We start from the raw sequence: 12,828 nt of genomic DNA, 5'->3' as shown, positions 1-12,828 counted from the left end.
CCGGATGACGTACTGAGGACCACCCCGCGTACGCGGGGAGCAGTATTCCGGCGGCGTCACCCTGATCGACACCGATGGATCACCCCCGCGTGCGCGGGGAGCAGACTTCCTGAGCTGGGGCGCTAAAGATCAACTACCACCGTTTCCTTCCGCCAGCTCAGCCGGCGGCACACCCGGGATCTTCTTCACGAGGTCGGCTGCGCGGGCGCGAGGGTCAGCAGACCGCACCCGTACGCCTTGGCATGCCCGATCCCGCCGGTCAGTGCCCGCCGGAAAATCTCCGCATCGGTGATCTGGAGCAGGCCGTCGAACGTCGCCGTGGTGAGGGTGACAGTGCCCATGGCCCGCTTGAAGGACTGTGTCTGGCGACGGTGCAGCCGTAGGTTGGGCCGCCCGTCCTGCTGGGCTGCGAGGGTGAACCCGTGCCGGTCGGCCCGCCTGGCCAGCCAATCGACCTGCTCCTGCTCGCGCAGGTAGCCGAAGCGCTGCGTCTCCTTGGCATCGGCGGTCTTGCGTCCGCTGTGTGTGGGGTTCGCGGTCAGCCGGAAGGCCCATGCCTGGCCCACGCGCAGTGAGCTGAGCAATCCGTCGTACTCCCGGGTGACCCAGGTCTCGGTGGTGGGCCAGCCGGCCTGCTCGACCAGATGGGTGAGATCGGGTCGGCCGGGACTGGCGATGTAGAGGTGGACGGTCGCGGCGCCCAGGGTGTCGAGCCGCCACAGCGTACGGGCGTCGGCGCGCTCGTAGTCTTCGACGGCGGCGAAGGCGCTTCGGACCGCCGCGTGCATGGCGTGCGGTGAGGAGAGCAGCTTGCGCGCGTTCCGGCGAGCCGGGTTGATCTGGAATCGGGTCAGGAACATGCTCAGCCTCCCAGCAGGCTCAGCGGGTCGTGCTCGGCGACCCCGGCCCGCTCCGCGAGGTCGTTGGTGACGTCGGCGTGCCGGCGCGACACCGACCGCCAGGTGTGCTCCCGGCGCGCGGGGTCGAAGCTGACCGGCTCGTCGGGCACTGTTTCGGTGGCGTGCTCGCCCGGACGGGCGTCCCGGATGATCTCCAGCCGGACCTCCCGGGCGGCCTGGCGGCGGTACCACTCGGCCGCAAGCCACGGCCAGGTTGCCAACGCGTCGTCGAGGGTCAGATCGTGTACGCCGAGGCTGATCGGACCGACCGGCGGGCACGACCGGCGACCGAGGTAGAGCGGAAACCGTGGCCGGTCCAGCACCTCGGCCAAGCCGTCCAGCAGGTCCCGTTCGCCGCCGACGGCGGCGAGGAAGACCGCATCGGAGAGGTAGAAGCGGTACGTCAGCGGGGCGCTGTGGCGGCCGTCGAGGCTACGGGCGGTCTGGAAGTCACGCAGGATCCGGCCGGGCTGGTCCAGCCGCACCCCGAATTCCAGGCCGAGCAGGTCGGTGAGCGGTTCGGTACGCCGCGCACCCCTGGCTGCGGCCAGCAGGCCGATCACCCCGCTCTTGGTCGGGGCGATCTCGGTGCCCCGGCGGGCAAAGCGGCTGGACGATCCCCAGGATTGCAGGGGGCCGGCCAGCCTCAGCAGCAGGACGCTCACGCCGGCTGTCCGAGCGCGACGGCGACCTGCTCCCCCACCCCGGCGACCAGTTCGGTGAAGCTGACCGCCTTGCCGAGGTCGGCCAGCACGGCGGTCTTCTCCCCGACCTGGGTGACCCAGCTACCGACGGGCCGTTCCCCGTAGGCGTTCTCGACCGCAACCGTGTGCCGTGCCAGCGCGGCGGCGGCCAGTTCGACCCGCCCGGCGGCGTGCGTCTCGACGATCGGCGTCTCGAAGGCGCCGACCAGGTTGATCGGCTGGGTGTCGCGCAGCCGCACCAGCACGGCGTCGGGCAGCGTCCGGTGGGCGAAGGTGTTCTGCTTGCCCGTCGGCATGCTGCGGGCGAACGCGGTCAGGAACGCCTCGACGGCTGCCCGGGTCGCGCCCGCGTCGCCGAGGGTCCGGTGCAGCGCGTCGACGTCGACCGTCGCGTACCGGTACAGCGTGGACGAGTTGAACTCGACGGTGCCGATCATGCCGGCACCGGTCTCGGCGGCGTCGGCCTTGCGGTCGTCGACCGCGGTGAAGTAGTCGAACTCGTTGTCGACGGCGTGCACGCTGATGGCGTGGGACACCTGGCAGGCGGCGTCTACGTTGATGTCCGCCATGTCCGCCACCATCCGGCCGAACATCGCGATGTCGACCGAGTGTTCGGTGTTGACCAGTTCCTTGAACCGGGCCTTGTCGAGGGCGCTGCCGGCGCGCGACGCGTCCAACGCGGCGGCGGCGAGATTGTCCAGTTGCCGGTGGCTCAGGAACAGCAGGTAGCCGGACTCGACGTCCTTCATCTCGCCCTTCTTCTTGTCGAACTTGGCCAGGCCACCGGCGACGAAGACCTCGGCGGCGAGGGCGGACGCCGCCTCCTCGGTCAGGCCGGGGTCGAGGGCCCTGATCCGGGCAGCGAGCGACTCACCCACCCGCTTGGTCCGTTCGCCGAGCTGGGACCGGTCGAGCAGGCCCGCGAAGGCGAGTCGGATCGCCCGCTTCCATGCCTGGCTGGAGACCCGCGCGCGGCGGACGCCGCCGTAGACGGCGGTCTTCGGCGAGCCGGTGTCGTCGCGGTTGAGGTTGCTCGGGGGCACGGTCTGCAACGCGTAGACGTCGATGATGGCACGGCTCATGAAGGGTCCTCCTCGGAATGGGTGGTGACGTCGGGGCTGGGTCGGCTGCGGAAGAACTCGCGGCCCCAGATGGCCTGGACCTTTGCCGGTCCATCCGGCAGACGCAGGGTCCGCAGGTCGTCGGCGAGCAGGCCGTAGTCGAGTGGGATCTGGTGCTCACGCAGCATCGTGACGAGGCTGCGCAGGTGGTAGATGCTTTCGTGATAGCTGCTGGCGGTGCCGAGCGCGGCGAAGCGTCGCCGTACGCCCTCCGGCCCGGCGGTCTTGCGGACGAGGTCGGCCAGAGCCTGGCCCAATCCGCGTCCGTCCAGGTGCATCCGTTCCCGGCGCGACTGCTGGTGCAGCGCGTACAGGGTCACCGCGTCGTGCACGGCGTACTCGGTGTCCGCCGCATCCGAGTCGTCTGCCGGCCGGCGGCCCAGCAGCTCATCGGGCACCTGGAGGTAGCGCTCCAGCGTGAAGTCGAAGCCCGGGGCCCGGCCGATACCGCGCCGGAGCCGGGCCAGCGCGCTGACCGCCTCGGGCTGGGGCACGGTGGCCAGCACCCGCGCCTGTAGGGTGCCGACCGTCCGGGCGACGTGGTCGCCGAGCCCACTCCGATGTCGTCCCCACGCCCTGTGACTTGCGCCGGGCGGCTCATCGCCGCCGAGCCGAGCCGGCGGTTCGGTGTCGAGCATGGTCATGCTGCGGTCTCCTTCCTCTGGTGTGGTGACCCGTTCTCCGGTTCCCGCTCGGCCGCCATTGGCAGCGCCTTGGCCAGGCCCGACCGGAACCAGGCGTCAGCCTGTGAACTGGAGTAGTGCACCTCCCGGCCGGCGCGATCGGTGCCGGCCCGGCCGACCCAGGCCGCTGGCCCGGCCGCGTCGACCAGCTCGCGGCCGAGCCGGAGGATCGCCCTGCGCACCAGCCGCTGCCAGGCCGCGCGCTCGTCGGCCGGGTCGCTGTCCGGACCGAGCCGGGCCAGCCAGTCGCGAAAGGCGCGGTCCAGCAGGGCGTACGCGCGTTCGGCCGCCCGGTCGGCCTCGCCGATGTCGGTGGCCCGGTTGCCGGCGGCGCGGGCCAAGTTGTCGGCGAGCCGGCGCAGCACCTTCACCGCCGCCTCGGCGTCGGCGGTGGCGTCGACGGCCGCTGCGCGCAGCGGGGAGTCCTCGACCAGCAGCAGCACGCTCATGGTGAGCGCGTCGCTGAACACTTCGTCCACGACCGCCTGTTGCGTGCCGTAGGTGACGCTGATGGCGCGCGTCCGGGTCTGGAAGTCCGGCCGGACAACCCCGGCTACGGTCAGCCGAGCCAGCCACTGCACCACCATCGGGGAGAGCCGCTGCGGCGCCTCGGCGACGGACGGCGGTGGTGCCGGCAGCAGGGTTTGCAGCCCGCGCCACAGTGCCCGGCTGTGGTCGTGCGGCCGGGGCAGATAGATCGGGCTGCGCTTCTGTTTCTGCTCGCGTGGTGCGCTGCGTCCCCAGACACTCATCGGCTCCAACAGGTGCCGGTCCTGCCACTCGATCTGGTCGCCGTTCGCGATCATCGCCCCGGTGACGCCGTCGGCGTCGCCGAAGAGCCGGATCCTGCGGGACTGCCAGGTGTAGAGGCCGAGCACACCGTACGGGCCACGGGTGGAGTCGGCCTCCTCGGCGGCGGTCTGCGGCTCGCGCTCCCAGACCGGCAGGTCCCGTTCGTCGGCTGCCTGCCAGCCGGGTGCGACGGGCACCAGGTTGAGCAGCAACGTTTCCAGCAGGGTCGAGCCCTCCAGATGGACGCCGCCCAGGGCCCCGAGCGACGCGACGCCGATGGGATAGCCCTTGCCACCCTTCATCCGTGGATCGCCGACCGCCCCGGTCTTGATGCCGGACGGGTCGTACGCCTGGCAGTGCACCAGCCAGCGGGCCGCCTCGGCGGGGGTGATCGAGGCCATGCCCGGCCCGGCGCGGGTGGTCAGGAACGGCATGCCGTTCGGCACGTCGGCGATGAGCCGCTCCAGCCCGTACGTGTTGGCTTTCGCCGCCCGCAGGCCGGCGACCTGGTAGAACGGGTGCTCCGGGTGGAACAGGTCGAAGCGGTCGCGGAAGGCGTCGAGGTAGTCGGCGATATCCGGGAGCGGCAGCCGCCGCTGCCGCCACAGCGCCCGCCAGGCTGCCTCACCGGGTGGACCACCGGTGGCCCGGTGCAGGATCGCCAGCGCGAGCCGCAGGATCGCGAAGGCTTGGGTGGGCAGTTCGCAGGCGATCATGCGCGCCTCGCCGGCGTGCTCGAAGAGGCCGCGCAGCGATACGTCGCGGCACCGACCCGTGTCGTCCAACACCGGGATCCACGGCTCGTCGACCAGCGAGAAGCCCGGCCTTCGGTCGATGTTTGTCAACTCACTCCCCACCGTCTGAAAGGCGGATCATCTGGAGACCTCGGTGCCGGTCGTAGTGAAGATCGAAGGAGCCCACGCGGCGTGCCGCGTCGCCCAGCTGTGGGCCGCTGGCGGCGGCGCGGACGCTCACCGACCCGCCAGCGGCAGCAGCGGACTCGGCGTGCCACTGTGCGACAGGTAGAGCACGTCCCGGGCGCGGGTCAGGGCGACGAAGAGGAGGCACCGTTCGCGTTGCAGGTCCTGCCGGTGGGCGTGCGGGTCCTCGGCGGCGGAGGTGAGCGCATTCGGCGCCGGAAGCACGCCCGCGTCGAGCCCGACGACCGCGAGGCACTGGAACTCCAGCCCTTTCATGCGGTGCATGGTCGCCACGTGCACCCCGTCGATGCCGTTCCTGTCGTCGGCGACGTCGATGTGGGCCTCGCCCAGGATCCTGCTGATCGCCTTGACGAGCTGGCCGGTGCGGACGGCCACGCCGATCGCGTGCGGCTCCACCCCCTGCTCCAGCCAGGTGCCGACCCGCTCGATCAGCGCCTCCCACTCGCCGTCGCGGCTGTCGGCCACCGCGATCTGGGGCACGCCGCCCCGGGTGATCGAACGGTAGCCACGCAACGTGTCGTCCTGCCCGTCCAATCCGACGGCGGCGTCGCCGTTGAGGACCCTGGTCGAAAGTTCCAGGATCTCGTGGGTGGTGCGGTAGTTGATGGTCAGCCTCCGCGTCCGGCCGCGCACCTCGATGCCGAGCTGCGCGAGCGAGACGTGGCTGTCGTAGATGCGCTGGTACGGATCGGCGAGCAGGAACATGTCGTTCGGACCGGGCGCGACGAGCGCCCGCAGCAGCCGCCACTGCGCCGGGTGCAGGTCCTGCCCTTCGTCGACGACGACGTGCCGGTATCGGGCCGGCGAATCGCGCAGGATCGCCGCCGCGTCGTCGGCGAGCTGGGTGTGGGTGCGCAGGCGGCGTTTCGTCAGCTCCCGCACGAAGGCGTCGATTGCGGCCCACACCTGGGCGCGTTGGGCCGCGCGCAGCCCCGCTCCGCGGCCCTTGCGGGGTGCGTCGCGATAGGCGTCCAGAGTGGTCAGCCGCTGCGCCAGCACGACCTGTTCCCACTCGTGCCGGAGGAAGGCGGGGCTGAAGGTGGTGACCTGGCCGGCGCGGTTCACGAAGGTGGGGCCGGACTTCGCGGTGACCTGCCAGAGCTGGTCGATGATCTCGCTCTCGGCGACCGAGACCCTCTTGCCGGCTCGGGCGACGATCTCGTAGGCCAGCCGGTCGACGCTGACCACGTCGATGCGTGCCCGCACCACCGGGTCGGTGGTGAGCCGGTGGAGCTGCCGGGTGAGCGCGTCGGCGAGCGCGCGGGTGAAGGTGGTCAGCAGGACCTTCTCGCCCTCCGGCAGCCGCTCGGCGAGGAACACCGCGCGGTGCAGGCCCGTCACCGTCTTTCCGGTCCCGGCGCTGCCGGTGACCAGCGCGGGGCCGCTGTAGGTCTCGCGGTAGGCAATGTCGCGCTGGGTCGGGTGCAGGAAGGTGCGCCATACGTCGAACGGGTGGGCGAGAATGGCGGCGAGTTCCACCGGGCCGGAGACGAAGGCGATCCGCTCGGGCGTACGCCGCGCTGCGGTCAGAAGGTCGCCGGTGTCCACGCCGGAGATGATCCGGTCGGCCTGCTCCGCCCAGACCTCTTCCACGGTCATCCCGCTGGCCAGGCCCAGCAGGATGTCGAGCTGCGCCTCCGGCAGCCGGCCGGCGAGGCTCTCCAGCTGTTTGTCGGTGGCGATGACGCGCAGCAGCGGCACCAGGTCCGCCTCGACGCCGAGGCGCACGAAGTCGGCGGTCGTGACGTGGTCGAACACGCCGACGCTCGGGGGGTGTGCCGGCTCGGTGCGGGCGAACTCCTCGATGCCGTCCTGATCGCGCATCTCCAGCACGCCGAGAACCTGGTTGACCGTGAACCGGCGGCTCACCGCGAAGGAGATGGCGTCGTCGTGGGGCAGGACGTCGAGAAGCGCGTACTTCTCCTCGCCGAGGGCGAGCACCACGCCGCGATAGAACTTGTCGATCCGGATGGTGCGGATGTTGGGGTCTCGTGCTCCGGTCAGCTTCTCCAGGTGCAGGCCCGCGTGGGTGTGCTCGGCGAACCTGCTGATGGCCGCGAGAACGGCGTGCTGCACGCGGCGTTGCAGCCTGGCAAAGGCGGGCAGGAAGCCCCGGCAAATGGCCAACTCAGCCATACCAATCCCCTGTTTGCCTGGCGCCTGGGCGTGAACCAGGGCGCGAGAGTCAGATTTGTCGCGAACCAGACACGATCGGCCGGCACTCTTTCCCGCAACATGAACGGCGGCACAGGCGAAGCCGTCCCCGCCGATGCACATTGAAGCACTTTGTGAACATGGTTTGCAAGTCTCATCCTGTGATCAGCATTCACCAGTATCTTGCCATCGGGCAGGAGGCTATCGACGGAGGCCGGTCCGATCAGGGGTTATGCTGGGCCCGTGCTGTCCGGCAAACGCCTCAAGGACCGGTATGAACTGGGCCGAAACCCCTTGGCGCACAAGGGAATGGGCGAGGTCTGGCCAGCCCTGGACACCCAACTCGACCGCCAGGTCGTCGTGAAGTTCGTCAGCGCCGCCCTCCCTGCCCCGGAGGCCGTACGCCGGTTCCGGCGAGAGGCGCTGCTGACCGCCCGCCTCGACCACCCTGGCGTACCGGCCGTCTACGACCTCGGCCACGAGGCTGGCCGGCCGTACGTCGTCCTCCAGAAGATCGACGGGATCACGCTCACGGACCTGGTCGCCGAGCAGAGTCCGCTGCCCTTCGGGTGGGTCGCCGCCATCGGCGCGCAGATCAGCGGCGTCCTGCTCGCCGCGCGGCGGATCGGCCTGGTGCACCGCGACCTCAAGCCGAGCAACGTCATGCTGGACACCAGCGGCGCGGTGAAGGTGCTGGACTTCGGCCTGGCGGCAATACACGGCGACGACCGATACTCGCGGATCACCGAGAGCGGGCAGAGCCTGGGCACGGTGGGCTACATGGCACCCGAACAGATCCTCGGGAAGCCCACCGACCATCGCACGGACCTGTACGGCCTGGGCGCCACGCTCTTCGACCTGCTCACCGGCTGCCCACCGTTCGACGGCGTGACCACCATGACGACGGTGCGGCACCAACTGGACGGCCCCCCACCACGCCCCGCCCGGCTGCGGCCGGAAACCCCCGCCGAGCTGGACGACCTGGTGCACAGGCTGCTGGCGATCGACCCCCGGGACCGGCCGGCCTCCGTCGCCGACGTCTACGCGGTGCTGGCACCGCTCTCCCTGGACCGGCCGTCGCTTCCCGGGGTCCTCACCGACGCCGCCGAGGCGGTGCAGAGCTATGCCGCCATCGTGGGGCGGGTCCCACAGCAGCCCCGCCCCACGACGACGACCATCCCAGGCCAGTCCGCACTCGACCTGGAGCTGACCGCAAGGGAGGCGGATCGGCTGCACTCCACGGGTGAGTTCCGGGCCGCCGCGCGGCTGTGGCGACGGCTCGCCGACCAGCACGCCGAGCAGCACGGCGACGCCGATCCCGTCGTCTTCGGCCTGCGGCTGCGGGCTGCTCGGGCACACGTGGCGCTCGGCGAGCGCAGCCGGGCGTTGCGCCAGCTCCAGGCATTGCTGGACGGCCGGGTTCGGGTCGACGGCCCGGACCATCCCGGGGTGCTGGGCCTGCGGCAGGAGATCGCGGGCCTCACCGGGCAGCGGATGGCCTCCTCCACACGCTCGCCTTCCACGCCCGGCGCGGATCACTGAACGCCCGAGGCAGCAGGACCGCCTTCTGCTCGGGAAACCGACCGTCAGGGTGGTGGTAGACCCGGGCACAGTTCTGCCCACGCGTCTCGGTCGCCAGGGCACGCCCAGCCAACCGCGAATACATCGCGCTGTGCTTCAACCAGGCCGCCTCCTCGCCGTGCCGGTCGAAGCCACGCCCGGTCGCCGCGTGCCCGAACACGTCGTGGACGGCCCGGAACATGTCGTTCTCCTCATCGGTGAGGAAGGGGTGCGGATTGCCGGTGGCCGCGCTGGCCCACACCTTCAACCGGCGCCGCCGCACGTCGTCGACCATCGACACGGCGTCCGGGTAGGGGTCGGCGTCGACGATCCGCACCGTCACCCCCAGGCCACCGAACTCGACCCGGCCCACCAGAAAGGCGTACTGCTGGACCGTCTCCCGGCAGAACGCGGCGTACGCAACGCGGGCCCGCTCGTCCCGAACCGGGGCCGCCAGGTAGGCATCCGCGATGGCGGCACCCACGACCGGGTCAAGGCGCACCCGTGCGTACGCCTGGGAGTCCATGCCGGCCGGGGCGCGGGAGCCATACTGCTGCGCGCCTCGGCGGACGTAGGGGATCGGTGGAAAGCACGGCGACAGGACGGTTGACTGCGGCGGTACGAGCAAGGGTGTTCATGGTCCTCCTTCGGTTGTCGGTGCGGGTGCGGGTTCGGCCCTGCGTGCGGCGCCGGCCGGTCAGCGGGCTGCCGGAACCTCCCGTACGTCGGGCGGCGGCTGGCCGGCAGCGCCGGGGTCGTGGTGCCCTTCGCGGCGCAGCAACTCGCCGAGCACCCGGATCTCGGACACCCGACGATCCTGGTGGAACTTGGCGAACTTTCCGATGGTCGTGCTTCGGCCACGACGTGGCATGAGCCCTCCAAAGCCGTCAATCCAGGGGATCACCAAGGAAGATAGATCCTGTGAACGCAGTACACAAGACCGATCGCCATGCTAGCGTTCACGCGTGAGGAAAGCGCGGAGCACGGCCGCCTCCAGCGAGGCCACCCTGACCGCCAGCGACATCGCTCGGCTGGCCAACGTCGGCAGGGCGGCGGTCAGCAACTGGCGTCGCCGGTACGCCGACTTCCCAGCGCCTGCGGGCGGCACCCCGGCCAGCCCGTCGTTCGACGCCGGAGAGATCACGGACTGGCTACGCCGACACGGCCGCCTGCATCAGGCGGGCACCGCGCACTGGGCCTGGCGGCACATCGAGAGCCACCAGCCCGCCTCGCAGATCAGCGATGTGCTCGGCATCGCCGGCGCACTTCTGCTCGTCCGCGCCGACCGGGCCGGCCAGGGCAGCAACCAGGCCGCACCCGGCAGCAACGACCTGCCGACTCCGGGGCAGCTCGTCGACCATCTCCGCACCCTGGACCCCGGCCTGGCGACGCTGATCGACGACGTGCTGCCGCGGCAGTGGACTCCGCAGCTCGCCACGCTCCTGCACACGGTCGACGAGCTCGGCTCTGAGCAGGGCGCGGAGGCCGCCTTCGAGCACCTGCACCACCGGTACGTGACCTCCGCCCACTCGCTCTCCGGCCTGGCCGGCACTCCGGACGCCGTCGCCGACGTGATGCTCACCCTCGCCGGCTCCGGGGCCCACGTCTTCGACTTCGCCAGCGGCACCGGGTCGATCCTGCGCATGGCCGCCGACCGGGCTTTGCGCGACGGCACCGCCATCCGGTGCTACGCACAGGAGATCAACCCGCAGTACGCCATGATCACCCTGCTGCGGCTGTGGTTCGTGCACCTACGCGCCCGACAGGCCAGGCACGATGCGGAGCCACCCGTCGTACACATCGGAGACAGCCTGCTCGCCGACGGCCTGCCCGATCTGCGGGCCGAGGTCGTCGTGGCCAACTTCCCCTTCGGCGTCCACGACTGGGGCCACGACCGCCTCGCCTACGACCCCCGCTGGACCTACGGCCTGCCTCCGCGCACCGAGCCCGAGCTGGCCTGGGTGCAGCACGCCATGGCACATCTCTCCCCCTCGGGCACCGCCGTGGTGCTGATGCCCCCGGCTGCCGCGTCGCGGCCGGCCGGCCGCCGGGTCCGCGCGGAGCTGATCCGACACGGTGCATTGCGGGCGGTCGTCGCCCTCCCCGCCGGCATGATGCCGCCGGCCGGCATTGGCCTGCACATCTGGGTCCTGGCCCAGCCCGACCCGCACCGGCCGCACGCCGGGGAGCTGCTGATGGTCGACGCCACGACCGCCTCGGCAGACCGACCGCCCAACGAGATCGTCGGCTCCGCATGGGATTCCTACCGGTCCGACCAGTACACGGAGCTGCCCGGCGTCCACCGCGCCCTGCCGGTCATCGACCTGCTCGACGACCAGGTCGACCTGACACCGCAGCGTCACCTCCCACAGGGCAACGCACTGGCCATCAGCCCGGCGCAGGTCCTCGCCGGCATCGCCGACTTCGGCAAGCTCCTCGACAGGCTGAAGCGCACGCTGCCCGCCGTGCAGGAAGCACCAGAAGCACCGCTACGCGAAGCACCGCAGGCCGATATCGCCGACCTGATCCGGTCCGGCAGCATCACCGTCCACCGGGCCGTCTCCCGCAGCCGATCGACCGCTGCCGCCGCCAGCACCGCCGTGTTGACCGTCGCCGACGTCCTGTCCGGCGGCCCCGCGACCGGCTCGACAGCCCGCACCGCGGCCGACGGATCCGGGCCCGAGGTGCTCCCCGGTGACGTTCTCATCCCCGCGATCGGCCACACCATCAGCGCTCGCGTCGCCACTGCGGACCAGGTCGGCGCCGAGATCGGGCCAGGCATCCAGTTGCTGCGCGTCGACACGACCCGCTTCGATCCGTGGTTCGTCGCCGGGGTCATCTCCCGCACGGACAACCTGCGCGTCGCCGGCCGTGCATCCAGCACCGCGAACGGCGCGCTGCGCATCGACGTACGGCGACTCACCATTCCGGTGCTGCCACTGCACCAGCAGCAGGCGTACGGCCAGGCCTTCCGCCAGTTGGCCGAGTTTCGCAACACCCTTGAGCAGGCGGCGGCAGCCGGCGCGGCCCTGGCCCGCGAAGTCGGCGACAACCTCGTTGTAGGCACCCTCGGCATCGCATCGCCGTCATCGGCTCGCCCCGCCTGAGGCCGACGGAGCCCGTGGCATCCAATGCCCCTTCGGACCGGCGTCCAAAAAGATCCCATCGGTACGCTGAACCGACTGCGACCGACCGGCATACCTCGAACGGAAATGATCTTATAAAGGCAAAGTGAAGGAAAGTAAAGGAGTTGATCTTTAGCACAGCAGGTCAGGAAGTCTGCTCCCCACACAAGCGGGGGTGATCCGCTGGTCGCGGCGTCCCACGCCAACGTGACGCACTGCTCCCCGCGCAGGCGGGGGTGATCCCAGTGTCCGGAGGGTGTCGGGGACCCCGGCGATCTGCTCCCCGCGCACGCTGGGGTGATCCGTCGCTCGGAAGCGGGCTGCCGATCGCGGCGGTCTGCTCCCCGCGCAGGCGGGGGCGATCCCTCCGCGGAAATCGAGACACACATGCCGGCCGCCTACTCCCCGCGCACGTCCGGCATGATCGGCCAGCGCAGGCGGCTAGGGCTCTGGCGGGCCCCTGCTCCCCGCACCACGCGAGGTTTCCCGGCACCGCGAGTTTCGCGCACTGTGGCCGACTGCTCTCTGCGCGCGGAGGGGTGATCCGCGCCCCGGGGCCGGGCGGACCGTGCCACCGCCTGCCCGCGCGGGTTGATCCCGAAATGTTAGAGATCTATTAGGAGTCCCGCTCTCGTCACCCAGCAGGCTGACCCACCCACCACGCCCCTACTTTGCTCTCCGGATCGAGCACGATCTTCGGCCTACATCTCCCGCCCTTCAAGGGCCCGAGGAGCAGACTCGCGAAACCGGCCCTGCTCCCCGCGCACGCGAGGGTGATCCCAAGCCCTTTCATTCCGCCACCGCCGGCAGTTCAGAGGCCCCTGCACATAGGGGCCTTTTCTCGCAGCC

9 protein-coding genes are annotated in these 12,828 nt (G+C 70.9%); 2 read left to right on the top strand and 7 right to left on the bottom strand.

The features are described from left to right. Window positions 1-185: 185 nt before the first annotated feature. The 6 genes from cas6e to ACFYWL_RS11510 form a co-directional block, all read right to left on the bottom strand. The gene (gene cas6e / locus ACFYWL_RS11535) at window positions 186-860 is read right to left on the bottom strand and encodes a type I-E CRISPR-associated protein Cas6/Cse3/CasE (RefSeq protein WP_386970696.1); all 675 of its coding nucleotides are present in this window, start codon (window positions 858-860) and stop codon (window positions 186-188) included. A gap of 2 nt (window positions 861-862) precedes the next feature. Then, window positions 863-1,564 (bottom strand): type I-E CRISPR-associated protein Cas5/CasD, encoded by a 702-nt coding sequence (gene cas5e / locus ACFYWL_RS11530; RefSeq protein ID WP_386970694.1) that lies wholly within the window; start codon window positions 1,562-1,564, stop codon window positions 863-865. Continuing rightward, the gene (gene cas7e, locus ACFYWL_RS11525; RefSeq protein ID WP_386970691.1) at window positions 1,561-2,685 is read right to left on the bottom strand and encodes a type I-E CRISPR-associated protein Cas7/Cse4/CasC; all 1,125 of its coding nucleotides are present in this window, start codon (window positions 2,683-2,685) and stop codon (window positions 1,561-1,563) included. The genes cas5e and cas7e overlap by 4 nt, the downstream gene beginning before the upstream one ends. Then, the gene (gene casB, locus ACFYWL_RS11520; protein WP_386970688.1) at window positions 2,682-3,368 is read right to left on the bottom strand and encodes a type I-E CRISPR-associated protein Cse2/CasB; all 687 of its coding nucleotides are present in this window, start codon (window positions 3,366-3,368) and stop codon (window positions 2,682-2,684) included. The genes cas7e and casB overlap by 4 nt, the downstream gene beginning before the upstream one ends. Further along, window positions 3,365-5,044, bottom strand: a complete 1,680-nt coding sequence (gene casA, locus ACFYWL_RS11515; RefSeq protein WP_386970685.1) for a type I-E CRISPR-associated protein Cse1/CasA — start codon at window positions 5,042-5,044, stop codon at window positions 3,365-3,367. Before casA ends, casB begins: the two co-directional genes overlap by 4 nt. Window positions 5,045-5,170: 126 nt before the next feature. Further along, a complete protein-coding gene (locus tag ACFYWL_RS11510) occupies window positions 5,171-7,216 on the bottom strand; it encodes a UvrD-helicase domain-containing protein (protein WP_386970682.1) in 2,046 nt (681 codons plus the stop codon). Between the two features lie 321 nt (window positions 7,217-7,537). On the opposite strand from ACFYWL_RS11510, the gene ACFYWL_RS11505 reads away from it, so the two are divergent. Beyond that, window positions 7,538-8,836: a protein kinase gene (locus tag ACFYWL_RS11505; protein WP_386970680.1), complete on the top strand. Its 1,299-nt coding sequence runs from the start codon at window positions 7,538-7,540 to the stop codon at window positions 8,834-8,836. Here the strand turns inward: ACFYWL_RS11505 and ACFYWL_RS11500 are convergent. Then, window positions 8,775-9,482 carry a hypothetical protein gene (locus ACFYWL_RS11500; RefSeq protein WP_386970677.1) on the bottom strand — a complete coding sequence of 236 codons (708 nt, stop codon included), beginning with the start codon at window positions 9,480-9,482 and terminating at the stop codon, window positions 8,775-8,777. The genes ACFYWL_RS11505 and ACFYWL_RS11500 overlap by 62 nt on opposite strands. 337 nt (window positions 9,483-9,819) lie before the next feature. On the opposite strand from ACFYWL_RS11500, the gene ACFYWL_RS11495 reads away from it, so the two are divergent. Then, the gene (locus ACFYWL_RS11495; RefSeq protein WP_386970675.1) at window positions 9,820-11,961 is read left to right on the top strand and encodes a class I SAM-dependent DNA methyltransferase; all 2,142 of its coding nucleotides are present in this window, start codon (window positions 9,820-9,822) and stop codon (window positions 11,959-11,961) included. Window positions 11,962-12,828 lie beyond the last annotated feature (867 nt).

Origin of the sequence: Micromonospora sp. NPDC002575 (genome assembly GCF_042889525.1) — a bacterium.
In the GTDB taxonomy this organism is placed as follows: domain Bacteria; phylum Actinomycetota; class Actinomycetes; order Mycobacteriales; family Micromonosporaceae; genus Micromonospora; species Micromonospora carbonacea.
Note: the sequence above shows the minus strand (reverse complement) of the source record. Positions and strands in the feature narration are given on the sequence as shown.

Excerpts from the sequence above, each read along its gene's own strand:
- cas6e (WP_386970696.1), bottom strand. The coding sequence starts at position 860 with ATGTTCCTGACCCGATTCCAGATCAACCCGGCTCGCCGGAACGCGCGC.
- cas7e (WP_386970691.1), bottom strand. The coding sequence starts at position 2,685 with ATGAGCCGTGCCATCATCGACGTCTACGCGTTGCAGACCGTGCCCCCG.
- casB (WP_386970688.1), bottom strand. The coding sequence starts at position 3,368 with ATGACCATGCTCGACACCGAACCGCCGGCTCGGCTCGGCGGCGATGAG.